The organism is Thermogymnomonas acidicola (genome assembly GCF_014646795.1).
Taxonomy (GTDB): Archaea; Thermoplasmatota; Thermoplasmata; order Thermoplasmatales; family Thermoplasmataceae; genus Thermogymnomonas; species Thermogymnomonas acidicola.
Map to the genome: position 1 here is coordinate 300320 of NZ_BMNY01000002.1, position 17594 is coordinate 317913.

Genomic DNA, 17594 nt, shown 5'->3' on the forward strand with positions numbered 1-17594 from the left:
GGTGGCAATGGATAGAGGACCCGTTGTGAGCCTTGAACAGGCGAGGATGAAGAGGATCGAGATACACTACAGGGGGATCTTCCAGAAGACGCTTGCGAAGCGCATCGGTGGCGACCTTGTCAAGATCGCTGTATCGCAGGGCAAGGTGGCCTTCTCTAACGGCAGATACAGCGATTCTCCCGAGAGGGACGGTATACCTGCCAAGTACTTCGTCTACATGTCCGACGAGCTGTCAGAGGAGGACCTTGAGGCAGTGTGTGGTGCGAAGCTGGAGGCTGACAAGGTCGACATCTCCATAGTCCTGGACGACACGATGATAAAGGGCGTTGAGCCCTGGGCGTGGTACGGCATCAGGCCAGTCAACGATAGGCTTGTGGCCAATGCCGTGCAGGTCTTCGTGAGCAACCGCACCTTCGATGATATCCTCTCTCACCTGGAGAAGAAGGACTTCGCCTACAGGATCGGCATACTCCCGGGCGAGGCCAGCTTCTCAGGCCTCTGGTACTACAGGGACGACGGCACGGACGTCAGGGTCCTCGGTGCTGTGGCCAGGGCAGACCCGGATGCGGTTGACATAGACCATGTGCTGGAGTACGTGGAGAAGAAGTACGGGAAGGAGAAGGCGGCCATGGCGAAGAAGGCCTATGAGGAGCTCAGGCTCAGGGATGTCAGGCCTGGAGAAGGGATCGTATGGCCATACCAGAAGCCTGTACTGCCAAAGTGGACTGAGTTCCAGGAGGGCGTCGTGGTCGAGGGAGTCAAGGGGCAGTTCAGGAAGGGGCCCAGGGGTACCCCGAGGAACCCGCACTTCAAGAGGGGGACGAGCAAGACGCAGAGGCCAGTGATCCGGTTCGACCTGTGCACCAAGTGCACGCTCTGCTGGTACGAGTGCCCTGATGAGGTCTTTGATGTCACCCCAGAGGGCTACTACGACCCGCACTATGAATACTGCACGGGCTGCGGCAGGTGCGCCGAGGCATGCCCGGTGGAGGAGTGCATAGTGATGGTGGACGAGAACCGCTTCGACAGCTACGACAGCCCGTGGGAGATGTACAGGAAGGACCCGAAGGGCTACATAGAGTGGGTGGAGAGCAAGAAGGGGGACGAGAGGGTCGTGCCCTCATACGTGACGGGCATGGGCATGAGGGTTGAGAAGGGCAAGAAGGTACCGGCGAAGGTGAGGTGATGGCTGTGGAGAGCGTTAGTGTTAAGAGCGCTTACGAGAGGGAGGAGCTGCTCAACGGCTGCCAGGCCGTTTCACATGCGGTCAGGCTCGCCGATGTGGACGTGGTGGCGGCCTACCCAATAAGGCCGTACACGGAGGTCATGGACCAGATATCCAAGTTCATTGCAGACGGCGAGTTCTACGCTGAGTACATAATAGCGGACGGGGAGCACTCCCAGTTTGAGATCGGCAAGCACGCTGTTTCAGTGGGTGCAAGGGCCTTCGTGGGCAGCAGTGGCACAGGCTGGATGTACGCCACCGAGGCGCTGGTGGCCACTGCAACTGACAGGCTCCCCCTGGTCGCAATGTGCGGTAACAGGGCCCTGGACGACCCTGGTGCCTTCGGTGTGGAGCACAACGATGCCCTGATGCTCAGGGACGTGGGCTGGAACCTGGTGTGGGTCGACACCGCACAGCAGGCCCTTGACACGACTCTGCTGGCCTACAGGATCGCGGAAGACCCCGCGGTCATGATGCCCACAGCCGTGTCGCTTGACGGCGCCTTCCTGACGCACTCCCAGCACATGGTGAAGATACCTACCAAGGAGGCAGTGGACCAGTTCCTGCCGCCGTACAACCCGAAGGTCAAGCTCGACCCGGACAACCCAGTCTCGATCGCGCCGCAGGCCAACGAGGACTGGGTCATGGAGATAAGGAGGCAGAACTACGAGGCGGGCAAGAGGGCCAAGGGCGTCATATACAGGGCCTACAGGGAGTTCAACGAGATATTCGGCACCCACTACGAGAACCCCTTCTTCGAGGAGTTCATGACGGCGGATGCGGACTTCGTGCTGATCGGGATGGGCTCCATTGCGATGCCCGCCAAGGCGGCGGTGAAGGAGATGAGGAGGAAGGGCGTGAAAGCGGGGTACATAAGCCTGCACTGGCTAAGGCCCTTCCCCACAGAGGAACTGAGGAAGGCGCTCTCCAGGTTCAGGGGCATAGGCGTAATCGACAGGGACTTCGCCATAGGCACTCCTGACCTGGGCGGTGTCCTGTTCCACGAGATCAGGTCTTGCATGTACAGGAGCAGCAGCAGGCCAAACATCCTGAACTTCATAAGCGGCCTCGGTGCCAGAGACACGAGTATAGAGGACTGCATGAGGATGATCGATATTGTGAGCCACGCGAAGGGTGACGAGACGGAGCAGGTCGTCACCTGGATAGGCGTGAGGGAGTGATGTGTGATGGTTGAGGAAGAACTGACGAAGGAAGAGCTGGAGAGGAGGGCGAAGGTATACAGGGGAGTGCACGACATAGACCTTGAAGAGTACTACACCTCGGGCCACAGGACGTGCCAGGGGTGCGAGAGCGCCCTGGTCATGCGCTCTTTCGCAAAGGCTTCCGGACCCAACACGGTCGTGACCGGGGCAACTGGATGCATGTACGTTGCGAACACCTCCTACATGTCCACACCCTGGGCGGTACCATGGATGCACACCCAGCTGGGTGCCGGGGGTTCGTCCGCTGTCGGCATGGCGGCGGGCCTCAGGGCACTTAAGAACAAGGGCAAGCTGAAGAAAGACATACCGCACGTGATAGCCTTCTGCGGTGACCTCGGTGGCGGTGACATGGGCCTGGGAGCGATCTCGGGTGCGCTGCAGACAGACTACGACCTCCTCATAATCATCTACGACAACGAGTCTGCCGCGAACACGGACATACAGGCCACCGGCCTCACCACATGGGGTGCACAGACCACATTTACACCGACAGGGAGCGTGCACAGGATAATGCAGAAGAGGTGGAAGAAGAACGTCATAGGCATGATGGCTGCCGGGCATCCCAACGTCAGGTACCTGGCCACCGCATGCGCAACATACCCTGCGGGTGATTACCTGAACAAGGTCAGGAAGGCACTGGCCGCTGGGGGGCCCACACTGATACATACCATCGACCCGTGCACGAAGGGCTGGGACTACCACCCGAGGTACACGGGCCTGATAGGCGAACTTGCTGTCAAGACCGGCATATTCCCCGACTACGAGATAATAAACGGCAAGGTCTACTACACCTACGACGCCAGGAAGAAGAGGGTACCTGTGAGGGAGTACCTGGAGAAGCAGGGCAGATTCTCGCACTTCACCGAAGAGGACTACGAGTACGTGCAGTCCATGGTCGATGAGATGTGGGAGGACTGGGAAATACCTGGAGTGGTTCCGTTCCGCGGAGACCTGAAGGTGGCCGACTGAGGGGGTAACAAATTATTTACCCATAATACAGTTTTGTATTTTATGGAGGAGATATCTGCATCCTCGCTTGCCGGTGAGCTGGCCGCCATCGTTGGCGAGGAGAACGTTTTAACGGACGGCCCGGAGCTCATCCCTTACACCAGGGGTTCCATAGATTCCGGTTCACACAGGCCCCTGGCCGTGGTATTTCCAGGGTCTGTGGAGGAGGTGTCCGGCATCATAAGGGTCGCAAGGCGCCTCAGGGTACCGGTGGTGCCCAGAGGCGGGGGTTCGAGCCCCACCGGCGCCGTTGTCCCAGTGAAGGGCGGCATCGTCCTGGACATGAAGAGGCTGCACGACATAGTGGTTAGGGTCGAGGACGGCCTCGTTGAGGCCGGTGCAGGCGCAACACTGCAGGAGGTGGACGCGGAGTGCAGGAGGCACGGCTACTTCTTCCCCCCTGACCCGTCAAGCGTTCGCGTTGCAACGGTGGGAGGTGCCATATCGGAGAACTCCGGGGGCATGAGGTGTGCCAGGTTCGGCGTGGTCAAGGACTGGGTCCTCAAGGTTGAGGCTGTGCTCTCCGACGGCACTGTGACGAGGTTCGGCGAGGAGACCTACAAGAACAGGGCGGGCTTCAACATCCTCGGCCTCCTCATAGGCAGCGAGGGAACGCTCTGCGTCTTCACAAGGGCGTGGCTCAAGATCATGCCTCTGCCGGAGAGGCTCAGGAGGTTTGCCATATTCTTCTCCACAATAGATGATGCTGCGGAGTGCATCATGGACATTAGGAGGAGTGGGGTGAACCCATTCATCCTGGAGTATGCGGACAGGCACGGCATAGAGGTCGCGAACTCCGTCAGAAAGACGGACTTCCCGGCTCCAGACGGAGGCATGCTCATAGTGGACATGGACTGCCTGCAGGGTTCGGAGCAGAGGGCCAGGCAGAAGCTCATGGAGGTTGTGGTGAGGCACAGACCACAGCTGGTGATGGAGGCGCAGACCAGGGAGGAGGAGGAAGCGATCCTTGAGGTGAGGAGGATCGCCTTCACAGCCCCGGGCAGGCTCTACTCGGGTTTCATCGACGGTGACATAGTGGTGCCGCTGTCCAGGATAAGGGAGGCCATGGACGGTATAGAGAGGATCCGGGAAAAGTATGGAGTGTACATAGCGACCTGCGGTCACGTGGGTGACGGGAACCTGCACCCGCAGATCGGCGCGGACATCAACAACAGGGAGGAGTGGGAGAGGGCAAGAGAGGCTGCCAGGGAAATAGACAGACTCGCTATCAATCTGGGCGGCTCGATAACGGGGGAGCACGGGATAGGCTACCTGAAGCAGGACATGCTTGTTGAGCAGTTTCGAGCGAGATCCATGGAGGCGAACCTTGACATCATGAGGGGCCTAAAGAGGCTCTTCGACCCTGACAACATACTTAACCCTGGAAAGTTCGCCCTGGACTAATGCAGCACCGATACTATGTTATAGACTATGACGGCCATGGAGAGCACATAGGCGAGGACAGATGACCCATAGGACATCAGGAAAGCGTTCCTCCTCCTCTTGAGCTGGTAGGAAAGTGCAGTTATGAGGAGCAGCATTGCCAGGACAGTTATGTATATTATCACCGCGTCCAGTGGCCTTGCGGACAGGACCCACCTCATTGATGGAGAGAGGAGCGAGAGGGAGAACAACACGGTGACTGCGGCCATGAGCAGTGCCATGCGCCTCCTCCTGAAGCCGGTGAAGAATACCACTGCGCCCACGGCCGCGTCAAAGTAGAGGACGCCCATGCTCACGCTTATGGCCGTGTCCGCGGCTGCGTCCAGGTGCGGCAGGAATATGAAGATGTCCCTGTGGGGCGTCAGGAGGAACAGTATTCCTAGCCAGGATATGATCGTGAGGAAAGGCGCGTAAAGGCTGTAGGGGAAGCGCGAATATGCTCCCCTTCCTTCACCCCCATCCTGTGGCCTCGCGAGGAGTGGAGTGGCGAGCATTCCTGTGGCCTTGCTCCTCTGGCCCCCCTCGTCCACGTATATTACAGGCTCATGCAGCACGAAAGAGGACGCAAGAGTGCTTGCCTCACCCTGCTGCCGGAGCCTGGCAGCACTGTCCCCCATTCTCTGCATGGTGTAGGTCAGTATATAATATGCTGCAATGCTCGCCACAATGTACTGCGGTATGAACGCTATAAGGTCTGTGGGGTGCAGGACGACCAAAAGGCAGCCTCACCTCAGAGGTATATGTAGAGGAGGGTGACGCTCACCGGGTATGAGATCACCGCAACAGGGTAACCGCTCTGGGAATCGGCCACAGCCACTATGTCAAACTGGAATTCCGCTGTCCCTATGCTGAAGCCTCTCCCTGGAAAGAGTGAGACGGAGAGGTTGAGCTCCGCACCCTGGCCACTGCTTATCGGGACTCCGGTGTAGTTGTATGTTGCCTTCCCATTACTGTAATGCACAGCAGAAACGGTCTGGTTGATGCCTGTTATGTTCAGGTACACGCCACTCACCATTGAGGACCCGTTCACAGAAAAGTTCACTGCGTCTATATATGTCCTGACATTCACGCTCTCGTTCACTGAAATGAAATCGCTGAAGGTCTGTGATGGCGTGAAACGCGTGAAGAGGCCGATCAGGAACGTTGAGGCGGATGAGTTGTACTCGGATATGTTTGTCTCGATCTTTGAGGCCGCGCTGGTGTCATTCAGAAATATGTCAGGCTCTTTCTGTGGCGTTATCCCCAGGGTTCCTGGAGAATAGACTATGACAGACGCGGTAGCTAGGGCTGGCAGCATCAGGAGTGCAACTGCCAAGACTGCGACCAACCTGACAGAGCCCCCCGATGCCATGGTCCATCACTCAGACCACTGAAGGCTGAGGTCTATGGTGCCTCCCGCATAGCTGCCCTGTATCCAGAAGGCCAGGTAGACGTCCTGCGTTGTCACATGTATGGCCGTGCCCGGCATCAGCTCAGTGCCGCTCAGGCTGCTGCCATCGAAAGTGATCGGGCTGGAACTGTAGTATATGCTTACACCGCTGGGTAAGGTCCCGTTCAGGTATACGTACAGTGGAACGTTTGTGCCCGTGCTGTTTACAATCTCCAGGACGTTGGTCAATATGGTGTATCCCGAGCCTGGCACGTAGGAGATCGTGAAGCTGTAGTTTGAGTAGTGTGAACCGACACTGGCATCGCTCAGGAAGTTCAGCTTCTCCGCTGTTGTCGCCCCTGGACCGAGGTTGAGGTACACGGGGTTGCTCGTCGTTGCGACGTTCGCTGTGACCGGCGCATCAACAATCACGGCGGCGGTTGCGATCACAGGTAGTGCTGCAAGCACCGCCACTGTAAGAGCAGTGATTGCCCTCTTTGATAACTTCATGATCCGGAGATGGTGTTAATATAAATAAAGGTGTATGAAGAACCACTGCATGGATGATTTCAGTATCATGAAGTGTAACTCATACCTTATATTGCACTCTACTTCTTCACCCTGTACGTCATCAGCCAGGAGAGGTCGCTCTGGTAGATCTTCCTTATGTCGTCAAGGCCGTAGTAGAGCATGGCCAGCCTCTCGAGGCCCAGACCCCAGGCTATCACAGGTTCCCTTATCCCCAGGGGTCTCGTCACCTCCGGCCTGAACACACCGGAGCCACCGAGCTCCACTTCCCTCCCGTTCACCTTCACGATCACGTCCATGCTGGGCTCAGTGTAGGGATAGTATGAGGGTACCAGCCTGATCTCCCTGAAGCCCAGGCGTGAGTAGAAGTAACGCATGAGCCATTTCAGCGTGGACAGAGACGATTCTCTGCTGTGCACCGCACCCTCTATCTGGTGGAGTTCGGCCAGGTGCTTCCAGTCAACGCTCTCGTGCCTGAAGACCCTCTCCACAGAGAATATGGCCAGTGGCGGTTCCGGGTTCTCGTACAGGTACCTTATGGTCGTGACCGTTGTGTGCGTCCTGAGGAGCAGTTTCCTCGCCTCTCCTACAGACCACCTGTACCTCCACCCCACGTACCTCCCCCACCCCCTCTCATGCACCCTCTTCACCACATCCACTATCTCGGGGTGCTCTATCCCGATGTCCTGCGATGCCTGAATGTAGAAGGTGTCCTGCATCTCCCTGGCCGGGTGGTCCTGCGGTATGAAGAGGGCGTCCATGTTCCACAGGGCCGATTCGATGTAATGGCCCTTCATCTCCTGGAACCCCATCTCCAGGAATATCTCCCTGACCTCGTCTATCATCTCAGAGAGAGGGTGCCGGCCCCCGTGCCAGCCCACAGACACCTCTGTGTGCAGGTCGTATGGGCTGAATCCCCTCTCCCTCCACGAGCCCGAGACTATGGCCTCATGTGTGAGCTCGCCTATGCCCTCGGCACCCTCCACCAGGGACAGGTCCCTGACAAGGGCCTTTATTCTCCTGGTGGAAGTCTGCTTCCTCTGAACCACGCCCTCGCGCCTCTGCAGGCCCACCGGCAGGTCTCCGGTGTATCCCGATGAGGCCAGCCTCCTGAGCGCTTCCTCGCTCCTCTCCACCTCCTCCCTGGCCCTTTCCGCCTCAGGTGCGGATATCCTGCCCCCCACAGGCCTGATGCCGAGCCTGGCCAGCTGGGCCAGGGCTATCCTGGCCTCCTGTTCACCGAGCTCTGAGAAGAGGTCCTGGAGTGTCGCTGAACCCCTGGAAGAGATGAACTCGATGGCCCTCCTCTCCGGGAGGCCTTCGCTCAGGTATCTGAGGCCCTCAGGCCCAAGCTGGTACCTGGTCTCGGTCACCCTCTCCGTCGACACTATGCCCTTCCTCTCCAGGTAAGATACTGCGCTCGCTATTTCCCTCTCATCGAGCCCTTCCACCCTGAGTTCTCTCTCGAGTACGCCGTCACCGGCCCGGTATATGGCCTTCAGTACCTTCCTCTCGTTGGCGCTGAGGATCGGCAGGGTCTGCATCCCTAGAGCATCGCTTCCCCAATAAATATATTAGCAGTCCGGAGAAACGTTTTAGTGCACCAGATCCAATATGATCACATGCTGCCACGTATACAGATGGAGTGGCCCCGCTTCAGGAAAGAGCACCTGGAGGACATACCACAGGAGTACAACTGGGGAACAGACTGGATCGACAGGCTCGGGAAGGAGGAGCCGGAGCGTGTGGCGCTCATCCACACAGACGGCAATGCGGTTGCAGCGTTCACATTCAGGGAGATCTCGGAGCTGTCAAGCGCCTTTGCCAGGTACCTGCAGGACAGAGGCATGGGGCGGGGCGATAGGGTAATGATCATGCTGGGCAACCAGCCCATGCTCTGGGTCTCCTTTGTGGGGGTGATAAAGGCAGGAGGTGTCTGTGTCCCCTCTGCCACTTCACTGAGGCCGTCTGACATAGATTACAGGATAACGAAGGGAAACATATCTGGAGCCATAATTGAGGACAGCGTTCAGGGCGCACTGGCAGGCTTACGCCACAAACTCAGGTACGTTGTGAGTGTGCCAGACGATATTGATGTGGACAGGCTGAGGAAAATGCCTCACTCCTTCACTCCGGTGGCCACAAGGCCCTCAGATGTGTCCCTCATATACTTCACCTCCGGCACAACAGGGCACCCGAAGATGGTGGCCCACAGCCAGGTGAGCTATGCCCTGGGGCACTATTCCACTGCCATGTGGCTCGGGATAGGCAGGGGTGACGTGCACTGGAACATAAGCTCACCAGGCTGGGCAAAGCATGCCTGGAGCAGCATATACGCGCCGTGGAACGTGGCCGCCACCACAGTCAGCTTCTCTTACACGGGGAGGTTCAGGGCTGCCGACCACCTGGGGGTCATAGAGAAACTCAGAGTGACGTCTGTATGTGCCTCACCCACGGTCTGGAGGATGTTTATACTCGAGGACCTGTCCAGGTACGACCTCTCGAGCCTGAGGTCAGCAGCGAGCGCGGGCGAGCCCCTGAACCCGGAGGTCATAGAGAGGTTCAGGAATGCCACCGGCATAACCATCAGGGACGGCTATGGACAGACAGAAACAACGCTGCAGATCGGGAACTTCCCGGGCATGCAGGTGAAGGATGGCTCCATGGGAGTGGCATCGCCGTTCTACAGGATAGCAGTGGTTGATGATTCCGGCAGGGAGCTGCCACCGATGACCGAGGGGAACATAGCCATCCGGGTCGCTGAGGGCAGGCCCCTGCCCCTCATGCTCGGGTACATGGAGGAGGAGAACAACAGGCAGGCGTTCCACGACGGCTGGTACTTCACAGGTGACAGGGCTTATGTGGACGCTGACGGTTACTTCTGGTATGTGGGGAGGAGCGACGATGTCATAAAGAGCTCAGGCTACAGGATAGGCCCATTCGAGGTGGAGAGCGCCCTCCTGAGACACCCCTCAGTGGCGGAGTCCGCAGCAGTTGCCTCTCCGGACCAGATACGGGGGGCCATAGTGAAGTGCTTCGTGGTGCTTAAGCCAGGCTACGAACCCAGCTACGAGCTGGCGAGGGAGCTGGCTGAGTTCGTTGCCCAGGAAACAGCGCCTTACAAGCACCCCAGGAAGATCGAGTTCGTCAGCAGCCTTGACCCTGTCAAGACTATATCGGGCAAGATAAGGAGGAAGGCGCTGAGGGAAATGGAGTACGGCGGGCCCAGGGTCGTGCAGGGGAGTGAGTTCGAGATACCGCCCCTCAGGTAGGCTACTCCCTCCACTTTGATTTCTTGGCCCCTATGAAGAGCATGACCGCCGTGACCGCCACGAGCACTGTCCAGTCAGCCCATATGGGGAGAGGTGACTGCCTCAGGCCCGCCAGGTTCTGGGCTATGGCAGCAGCGTATGTTGTCGGCGATATGAATGCCAGGTACCTGAATGGGAACGGTATGTAGGTTATCGGGTAGTACACCGGGGGAAGGGTTGAGAGTATGGGCGAAATGAGCCTGCTGAAGGCCCAGCTCTGCACTATGTCTGATGAGAAGGTGGACAGCATGAAGCCGAGCGTTATCGAAAAGGTGAACACCAGGGCAAGGTCGAGTATGAAGAAGAGCAGCTGCAGCGGGCCCAGGTGGAGGAAGAAGGACGATATCAGAGCCAGGACGAGGATGGATGGCACCGAGTATACGATCTCGGAAACGGCCATGCCGAAGACATAGGTGAGGGCAGAGGTCGGAGAGCTGACCACCATGTCCTGCAGCCTCATGTCGTTCTTCAGGTGTGACAGGTCGCCCTGCAGTGATGTGCCCGATGAGACCATGAGCATGATGAGCGCTCCCTCAGAAGCGACCCTTATGAGACCACCGTGTGTGGCGAAGGTGACAACCGCAAGCATGGACAGGGGCGCCAGGAGGGTGTTCACAAGCACCACCGGGTAATTGACCATGGCGTACACTGCGTTGACCAGGATGGATGCGTTAATCTGCGGGACTATGTGCCTCTCCACCCCTCTCACCCCTCACCAGGCTCTCGAACACCTCGTTGAGCGTGACGGGGCTTATGTAGAACCTTGTGCCCCTTGAGATCAGCACCCTCACGTATTCCTGGGCGGTACCTTCGTCCGTGAAGATCTGCTCCCCGTCCTCCATCCTCACCACCGTGCCGTTCTCCAGGGTTACCTCGGGCGGGGGCCCGTAGACCCTTATGCTGACAGGGTGCTTCATCATGGACCTCAGATCGTCCATGCTCCCCAGCGCGAGGAGCCTGCCATGGCTCATGACAGCAATGCTCCTGGAAAGGCTCTCAGCCTCGTCCAGGTAGTGGGTTGTCAGCACGATGGTCCTCTCCCTGGATATGTCCCTCAGTATTGACCAGAGGTCCTTCCTGGATATGTGGTCAAGGCCCGTTGTGGGCTCATCAAGGAAGAGGACCTCGGCTTCTGAAGCAATTGCGCAGGCAACAAGCACCTTGCGCTTCATCCCGCCGGAGAGCATCCTGTTCTTCACCCTTACCTCATCACTGAGGCCTACCCTGCCCAGCGCTTCCAGTGCCATCTGCCTGCTCTCCCTGTACGTGTAGCCCCTCCACATGAGGTAGGAGGACACGGTCTGCAGCGGCGTCAGCCAGGGGACTGCCCTGGCCTCCTGTGGCACGCACGCTATGATCTCCCTCACCCTTGGCGTGTCCCTGAGTATGTCGAAGCCGCCGACAGTAGCGGTGCCGCTGGTTGGTGTGAGCTGGGTGGCCAGGATCCTGACCAGGGTGGTCTTCCCGGCACCGTTCAGGCCTATTATTGAGAATATGCCGGGCCCCCTGAAGGAGATGTCTATGGGCCTCAGGGCCTGCTTGCCGTTATCGTATGTCTTCGAGAGGGAAAATGTCTCTATCTCCACCCTTAGGCCATTGCTTGGTGGCAGATGAACTTAGCCAGGGGCGCCCGATACGGCCCTCTCGCATCTTTATAGAAACCTATATATTCTTTTTGGAATAGTTTACATACCCTGAAGGAATACAGTGCTGAGGTGGTTGGAATGAGGATGACATGCGATGTGTGCCACGGCACAGGCTATGTCCATGACCAGGAGGACCACCTCGACGTATGTGAGAAGTGCTGGGGCCTCGGCTACATTGAGGTCAGCCCTGAGAGCGCCCCGGAGCTGCAGGCGACTGGCAGGATAAGGAGGAACTCGTTCATAATATCGGTTTCCTCCATCGCAGCCTTCTACGCTGTGGTGTTCGCCCTTGACGGCCTGTTCCACTTCACACTCATCGAGACCTTCCTCTTCATATTCGTGGCCTACTACATAGGCCTGCTTGCCGGCATATTCTACTCCAGACACGCCACGAAAAAGCTCGGTGACAGGGCGAAGATGGGGAGGCACGACACGTAATTTATACGTACTAGGTTTTAGGAATCCTTTCAACTTAAATATCCCTAAAGGATAATGGCACATGGACAGGCGCTCCCTGGTGCTCGTCGCGCTCGTCATCGGGACACTGATGTCCGCCATCGATACCACAATAGTGATCCTGGCCCTGCCTTCCATAACCCATGACCTGCACTCCTCCCTGATCCTGACGATCTGGGTCATAATAATCTACCTCCTGATCATAGCGGTTATGACCACGCAGCTGGGAGGCCTTGGGGACATCTACGGGCGTGCCAAGATCTTCAACACAGGCTTCCTGGTTTTCATCCTGGGGTCGGCCCTCTGCGGCGCCTCCCCTGACATATATTACCTCCTCGGCTTCAGGGCCATCCAGGCCGTTGGGGCCTCCCTCATGCAGGCCAACTCCAGTGCCATCGTGGCCGACACCTTCGAACCGGAGGTGAGGGGGAGGGCCTTCGGCTTCACGACACTGGGGTGGAACATAGGCGGTGTCCTCGGGATTGTCCTGGGCGGTATAATCACCACGTTCATAGGATGGCGGTACATATTCTACATAAATGTGCCCATAGGCCTGGTCGGGTTCGCCATAGGCCTGCGCGTCATAAAGAGCCAGGCCAGGAGGAAGGTATCGATAGACATAGCGGGCATGCTCCTGCTGGCCGCGATCCTCTCCACCGTTGCTTATGGGGCTGTGTACATTGCTGGCCATGGCTTCAGGGCGCTGAACATTGGCCTCATAGCCCTCGGTCTCGTCCTCATCGCGCCTTTCGTGTACCAGGAGAAGAGGGCCCAGAGACCCGTCATCAACCCCAGGGCCTTCAGGGTCAGGACGCTGACCTTCTCCCTCATGGCCACGCTGTTCCAGGCCACCGGGTACCTCTCCGTCGTCTTTCTCCTGATAATGTACCTGCAGGGCATAAAGGGCTATTCCCCACTCGATTCCTCCCTGATCCTTGTGCCCGGTTACGTGATAGCGAGCCTCTTCGCGCCGCGCATGGGGCGCCTCTCCGACAGGGTCGGCGCAAGAATGGTGGCAACGGTAGGCATAATCCTCATGGCCATAGGCGTCCTCGTATACATAACGCTGAGGGTCAGCAGCCCCTACTACGTGGTCATCATAGGCTCACTGGTGACCGGCTTCGGTGCCGCCATGTTCTGGCCGTCCAACAACAGCGCGGTAATGTCCTCATCGCCACCTGAGCTCTACGGCTCTTCTGGAGGCCTCATGAGGACACTCTCAAACATAGGTACGATAATAAGCTACGTCCTCTCCATATCGATTGCTTCGCTCACTGTCAGCAGGACAGTCGCGTACGAGGTCTTCCTGGGCGTCATCAGGCTCGGATCGGTGTCATCACAGTTCCTTGTGGGTATACGGACAGCGTTCATAGCGAGCGTCGCTATCTTGGCCTTAGCTGGCATATTCTCCTTCGTGAGGGGGCATGGCCACCAGGTGCCCCAGGGCACACCGGAGGGCACTGGAAAGAGGTGATTTCGTACAGAGACGTTACGCTGAAACATTTAAAAGATGGGTGCTTATTTAAATACCGAAATGGAGGAACAGGGCAACATAAGGGACAGCATAATAGAGGCGAAGTCTTACAGCACACTGCTCAGGCTCCGCGACACGGTTGCCTCGATGAGGGGAAGGGTCCCGTTCTCCGTCTACTTCGAACTCAGGGGCAGGGTGAACGAGAAGATAGCCCTGTTCGAGAGGCCAAGGTGCGAGAGCGTCAGCATAACCGTGATCGCGCCTGATGGCTCCAGGCACACGATCTCGCAGGACCAGTGCAGGGAGGCCCTGAGCACAGGCACACTCCCCGACTACGTCAGGTCGCTGTACGGGGAGGGTGCAGACATACAGATCGAACAGAAGATCCTGGCCGGCGGTGTCGAGCTAACGCAGGACAGGCTGGAGGGCATAATTGAGAGGATAGACAGGATACAGAAGGAGTTCGAGGAGGTCTATGCGTTCACGAGCCAGATACCAAGAATATCGTCAGAGATAAGGGAGATAAACATGAGGCTGGACAGCCTGAGCAAGCGCCTGGACGCCCTGCTGGGGCACTGATGCGTGCTCCGCCCCGATGGGAGCAGATATGTAAAAATATTTCTCCAAGTTTGTTACAGTGTTCGGCCATTATATGCCGGTTGGTCATATTTGGACGAAATAGACAGGAGGATCATCAGGCGCCTTCAGTGGCCCAATTCCGACACGGAGTTCAGCTTCTCAGACTTCGCTGTTTCCAGGTCAACCGGTGTCTCCGTCCAGACCGTGAGGAAGAGGATCGCCCGCATGGTGGAGAATGGGATACTCAAGGGCAACTACCTTATGCCCATGCCCTCACTGTTCGGCCTCTCCTCGGGCACCCTTGTGTGCAGTTACAGTAAGGAAGTTGCGGAGAGGCCCTGGGATTACCTGAATGCAGTGCCAGCACTATCCAGTGTGCACACTGCACAGACACCCCCGATGGCCATCATGGAGGTGATGCCGAGGATTGGGGAGGAAAAGGCAACAGTGAGGGAGGTCGAGTCACTGGGTGTGAGGGTTGAGAGCCAGCTTTGGCACTACCATGAGCCCGTGCAGCTGAGCAGGAGGGAGTGCCTGGTGCTCTCCAGGCTCATGGAGAACCACAGGATGAGCCTGAGGGAGTTATCCGAACGCACCGGTATAAGTACCAAGAGTGTGTCAAGGATAATGAGGGGCCTGATTAGCAGGAACTGCTTCACCATTGAGGTGGCCATAGACTCAAGGGCAGTGGACCACGGCACACTCTTCATTTTGCAGGCCACCGTCATGCCTGGCAGGGCCAGCCAGGTCATTACCCGCGTGGCATCAAAGCTCGGCGACCGCATGATGGGCTTCAGGTACCTCTCCGATGACACGATCCTGTTCCTCGCCTGGGCGGAGAACACCATGCGAGTGATGGAGGCCGGGCGGTTCGTGGAAAGCATGCGAGAAGTGGCGCTCTCCATCACAGTGAGGGACTTCCAGACGACGGTCAGGTACCCGGACACGCTCATGGAGGCCCTGAAGGGTGTGGCTGAGAAAAACTAGGGCCCTGGTTTTTACAAACCAGATGAGGATAAATACTGATATAAAATAACATAGGGTCGATGGCCACAAGCTTCTTTGAGGGCTTCAACCGGAACGTCTCCATAATTGCCCTGGGCAGGGTGCTGCGCAGCTTCTACTTTGGCTTCGTGGCCTTCATCCTGCCACTCTACCTGAAGCACATAGGGTTCAGTGTGGTGCAGATAGGCCTCTACGCACTGGTGGCAACCGTGGCCAGTTCCGTGCTGGTGCTCCTCTCTGGCTTCCTGGGTGACCTCATCTCCAGGAAGAAGACCTACATTGCGATGTCCTCGCTCTCGTTCTTCCTCTTCCTGATACTCCTCACCACCACTGACCACGCCATAGTCTTCCTCTCTTCCATATTTGGCATGACCTTCAGTGCCATGGGAGGTGGGGCCGGTGGGGGGCCGGTGGCACCTCTCATGACAGCAATGGTTGCGGAGAGTGTGGAGAGGAACAGGACAAACGTCTACTCAAGGCTGACGAGCCTGGCCACCATAGCTGCAGTCGCAGGTGCCGCCTTCTCCTCTGTGGTCTCCTCAGTTGTGCCCGACTATTACCACCTCCTCTTCCTGGTCGCGATGGTACTGAACGCTGTTTCCATTCTGTTCTCCCTCTTCCTCACAGAGAGGAGGGATAGGGTGGAGAAGGCGACAAGGCAGGATATCATACCGAGGAAGTCGGGCAGGAACATACTCTTCATCTCTCTCAGCGGTGCCTTCGGCAGCGTTGGCCTTGGCATGGTGATACCCCTCATCTCGCTCTGGTTCAAGATGGAGAGCCTCTCAACACCCGAGATATCGGTGATATTCGATATATCCTACATCGCTGCCGCAGTGCTTGTGAACTTCTCTCCCTACTTCGAGAGGCGCATAGGTATGATCAACAGCGTTGTGCTCTTCAGGATACTGGGCAGCGTGCTCCTCGTCTTCATACCCTTTCTCCCCGCCATGGGAGCGGCGGCCATATACATACTCCGCACCGGGTTCTACCAGATGGCTCTCCCCATAAGGCAGAACTTCTCCATGACTGTCTTCGCGGCGGAGGAGAGGTCCAGGGGCAGCAGCCTCACCGGCCTTTCCAGGCGCCTGCCCTACGGCTTTGCCACCACAGCCGGGAGTGTCCTCCTCGCATCTGGCATGTACCTTGCCCTCTTCCTGACAGCAGGAACCGTGTCGCTCCTTGACCCTATCCTCTATTACCTGTTCTTCCACGGCAGGGAGAGGAGGGGTGCCGTGTCGGACGCAGCGGCAGCACCCCAGCAGTGAACCCCTCACACCAGGACCAGGTCGTGGGTGAGGCGGTTCAGGTCCCTCTGCCCTCTCTCGGTGACGAGGACCATGTCCTCTATCCTTATGCCGAACCTGTCCTGCACGTAAACGCCCGGCTCAACGGTCACAACGTTGCCCGGCCTCAGGTACTGCGTGTTGTTGCTGTCCAGGTACGGGGCCTCGTGCACCTCCAGGCCTATCCCGTGGCCTGTCCTGTGTATGAAGTACCTACCAAGGCCGTATCTCTCAATGGCGTTCCTGGTAAGGCTGTCCACCTGGCTCCCTGTCCTCTCCGGTGACACCGACGACACGCCTACCGACTGCGCCTCCATGACCGCAAGGTACGAGGAGTAGAACATGTCATCGGGCTTTCCTGTGTAGAGCGTCCTGGTCGTGTCTGAAGCGTAGCCCCTGTACCTGCAGCCGAAGTCCACGACTATGCACTCCCCCCTCTTCAGCCGCCTGTTCCCCGGCCTGTGGTGGGGGTTTGCTGCGTTCTCACCGAAACACACTATGGTGCTGAACGACGGCCCGTCCGCACCGTTCGCCCTGAACCTGTCCTCCAGGTACCTGGCCAGGTCCGCCTCCGTCATGCCCTCCTGGATGTGGTCTAGGAGGTCTCTGAACGACCTCTCCGCTATGGATACAGCCATGGACATGGCCTCAAGCTCCTCACTGTCCTTCACGGAGCGCATTTCACTCACAATGTCGTCCACCAGGCCCTCAGGCCTCAGGCCGAGCCTCACCACATGCGAGTAAGGTATCTTCCCCTGTACCAGGACTGGCCTGCCCCTGACCCTCTCCGCCACCATCCTGAACGGGTCCTGGCCGTCGTGCCATACGATCCTCTCCATGCCCAGGTCGCGTGTCTCACCGTCGTGGAGGGATGGGACGACGAGCAGTGGTTCTTCAGAGACGACGAGGGCCACCAGGCGCTCCATGCCCTCCATGTAACGGCCGGTGAAGTAGTATATGTCCATTGGGTCAGTGATAACCGCGCATGAGCCGTCTAGCCTGTCCTTGAGCCGCCTCAAGCGTGCTGAGTGGTCCATAACA

17 protein-coding genes are annotated in these 17594 nt (G+C 57.9%); 10 read left to right on the top strand and 7 right to left on the bottom strand.

Translation table 11 applies throughout. From position 1 onward, the window contains the following. Positions 1 to 7: 7 nt before the first annotated feature. From IEW66_RS07250 to IEW66_RS07265, 4 genes are read left to right on the top strand one after another with little or no spacing between them, the layout of a single operon-like run. Entirely contained in the window at positions 8 to 1186 is a 1179-nt protein-coding gene (locus IEW66_RS07250; protein ID WP_188681560.1) for a 4Fe-4S dicluster-binding protein, read from the top strand. Positions 1187 to 1191: 5 nt separating this feature from the next. Further along, the gene (locus IEW66_RS07255; RefSeq protein ID WP_229657557.1) at positions 1192 to 2406 is read left to right on the top strand and encodes a hypothetical protein; all 1215 of its coding nucleotides are present in this window, start codon (positions 1192 to 1194) and stop codon (positions 2404 to 2406) included. Between the two features lie 21 nt (positions 2407 to 2427). Further along, positions 2428 to 3417 (top strand): thiamine pyrophosphate-dependent enzyme, encoded by a 990-nt coding sequence (locus tag IEW66_RS07260; protein ID WP_373286579.1) that lies wholly within the window; start codon positions 2428 to 2430, stop codon positions 3415 to 3417. Between the two features lie 42 nt (positions 3418 to 3459). After that, positions 3460 to 4860: an FAD-binding oxidoreductase gene (locus IEW66_RS07265; RefSeq protein WP_188681563.1), complete on the top strand. Its 1401-nt coding sequence runs from the start codon at positions 3460 to 3462 to the stop codon at positions 4858 to 4860. On the opposite strand, the gene IEW66_RS07270 is transcribed toward IEW66_RS07265, so the two are convergent. The 4 genes from IEW66_RS07270 to pheS form a co-directional block, all read right to left on the bottom strand. Further along, entirely contained in the window at positions 4857 to 5615 is a 759-nt protein-coding gene (locus tag IEW66_RS07270; RefSeq protein WP_188681564.1) for a hypothetical protein, read from the bottom strand. The genes IEW66_RS07265 and IEW66_RS07270 overlap by 4 nt on opposite strands. Positions 5616 to 5629: 14 nt before the next feature. Next, positions 5630 to 6250 (bottom strand): hypothetical protein, encoded by a 621-nt coding sequence (locus IEW66_RS07275; protein WP_188681565.1) that lies wholly within the window; start codon positions 6248 to 6250, stop codon positions 5630 to 5632. Between the two features lie 6 nt (positions 6251 to 6256). Further along, the gene (locus tag IEW66_RS07280) at positions 6257 to 6778 is read right to left on the bottom strand and encodes a hypothetical protein (RefSeq protein ID WP_188681566.1); all 522 of its coding nucleotides are present in this window, start codon (positions 6776 to 6778) and stop codon (positions 6257 to 6259) included. A 98-nt stretch (positions 6779 to 6876) separates the two neighbouring features. After that, positions 6877 to 8340 (bottom strand): phenylalanine--tRNA ligase subunit alpha, encoded by a 1464-nt coding sequence (gene pheS, locus IEW66_RS07285; RefSeq protein WP_188681567.1) that lies wholly within the window; start codon positions 8338 to 8340, stop codon positions 6877 to 6879. Between the two features lie 78 nt (positions 8341 to 8418). Here pheS and IEW66_RS07290 point away from each other — a divergent pair, with 78 nt between their 5' ends. Continuing rightward, positions 8419 to 10068: an acyl-CoA synthetase gene (locus tag IEW66_RS07290; RefSeq protein ID WP_229657558.1), complete on the top strand. Its 1650-nt coding sequence runs from the start codon at positions 8419 to 8421 to the stop codon at positions 10066 to 10068. A gap of 1 nt (position 10069) precedes the next feature. Here the strand turns inward: IEW66_RS07290 and IEW66_RS07295 are convergent, their stop codons facing one another. Together IEW66_RS07295 and IEW66_RS07300 are read right to left on the bottom strand one after the other, a co-directional pair. Further along, entirely contained in the window at positions 10070 to 10807 is a 738-nt protein-coding gene (locus tag IEW66_RS07295) for an ABC transporter permease (protein WP_229657559.1), read from the bottom strand. After that, positions 10779 to 11693: an ABC transporter ATP-binding protein gene (locus IEW66_RS07300; RefSeq protein ID WP_188681568.1), complete on the bottom strand. Its 915-nt coding sequence runs from the start codon at positions 11691 to 11693 to the stop codon at positions 10779 to 10781. Before IEW66_RS07300 ends, IEW66_RS07295 begins: the two co-directional genes overlap by 29 nt. A 138-nt stretch (positions 11694 to 11831) precedes the next feature. On the opposite strand from IEW66_RS07300, the gene IEW66_RS07305 reads away from it, so the two are divergent. The 5 genes from IEW66_RS07305 (at position 11832) to IEW66_RS07325 (ending at position 16535) form a co-directional block, all read left to right on the top strand. Beyond that, entirely contained in the window at positions 11832 to 12191 is a 360-nt protein-coding gene (locus tag IEW66_RS07305) for a DUF805 domain-containing protein (RefSeq protein ID WP_188681569.1), read from the top strand. Between the two features lie 61 nt (positions 12192 to 12252). Then, positions 12253 to 13683 (top strand): MFS transporter, encoded by a 1431-nt coding sequence (locus IEW66_RS07310; RefSeq protein ID WP_188681570.1) that lies wholly within the window; start codon positions 12253 to 12255, stop codon positions 13681 to 13683. 60 nt (positions 13684 to 13743) lie between these two features. Continuing rightward, positions 13744 to 14262: a hypothetical protein gene (locus tag IEW66_RS07315; protein ID WP_188681571.1), complete on the top strand. Its 519-nt coding sequence runs from the start codon at positions 13744 to 13746 to the stop codon at positions 14260 to 14262. A gap of 90 nt (positions 14263 to 14352) precedes the next feature. Then, positions 14353 to 15249 carry a winged helix-turn-helix transcriptional regulator gene (locus IEW66_RS07320; RefSeq protein WP_188681572.1) on the top strand — a complete coding sequence of 299 codons (897 nt, stop codon included), beginning with the start codon at positions 14353 to 14355 and terminating at the stop codon, positions 15247 to 15249. Between the two features lie 59 nt (positions 15250 to 15308). After that, positions 15309 to 16535, top strand: coding sequence for an MFS transporter (locus IEW66_RS07325; protein WP_188681573.1), 1227 nt, complete (start codon positions 15309 to 15311; stop codon positions 16533 to 16535). Positions 16536 to 16540: 5 nt separating this feature from the next. Here the strand turns inward: IEW66_RS07325 and IEW66_RS07330 are convergent, their stop codons facing one another. Continuing rightward, positions 16541 to 17590, bottom strand: coding sequence for a M24 family metallopeptidase (locus IEW66_RS07330; RefSeq protein WP_188681574.1), 1050 nt, complete (start codon positions 17588 to 17590; stop codon positions 16541 to 16543). Positions 17591 to 17594 lie beyond the last annotated feature (4 nt).

Excerpts from the sequence above, each read along its gene's own strand:
- pheS (WP_188681567.1), bottom strand. The coding sequence starts at position 8,340 with ATGCAGACCCTGCCGATCCTCAGCGCCAACGAGAGGAAGGTACTGAAG.
- IEW66_RS07310 (WP_188681570.1), top strand. The coding sequence starts at position 12,253 with ATGGACAGGCGCTCCCTGGTGCTCGTCGCGCTCGTCATCGGGACACTG.
- IEW66_RS07330 (WP_188681574.1), bottom strand. The coding sequence starts at position 17,590 with ATGGACCACTCAGCACGCTTGAGGCGGCTCAAGGACAGGCTAGACGGC.
- IEW66_RS07290 (WP_229657558.1), top strand. The coding sequence starts at position 8,419 with ATGCTGCCACGTATACAGATGGAGTGGCCCCGCTTCAGGAAAGAGCAC.
- IEW66_RS07250 (WP_188681560.1), top strand. The coding sequence starts at position 8 with ATGGATAGAGGACCCGTTGTGAGCCTTGAACAGGCGAGGATGAAGAGG.
- IEW66_RS07275 (WP_188681565.1), bottom strand. The coding sequence starts at position 6,250 with ATGGCATCGGGGGGCTCTGTCAGGTTGGTCGCAGTCTTGGCAGTTGCA.
- IEW66_RS07325 (WP_188681573.1), top strand. The coding sequence starts at position 15,309 with ATGGCCACAAGCTTCTTTGAGGGCTTCAACCGGAACGTCTCCATAATT.
- IEW66_RS07315 (WP_188681571.1), top strand. The coding sequence starts at position 13,744 with ATGGAGGAACAGGGCAACATAAGGGACAGCATAATAGAGGCGAAGTCT.
- IEW66_RS07280 (WP_188681566.1), bottom strand. The coding sequence starts at position 6,778 with ATGAAGTTATCAAAGAGGGCAATCACTGCTCTTACAGTGGCGGTGCTT.
- IEW66_RS07305 (WP_188681569.1), top strand. The coding sequence starts at position 11,832 with ATGAGGATGACATGCGATGTGTGCCACGGCACAGGCTATGTCCATGAC.
- IEW66_RS07265 (WP_188681563.1), top strand. The coding sequence starts at position 3,460 with ATGGAGGAGATATCTGCATCCTCGCTTGCCGGTGAGCTGGCCGCCATC.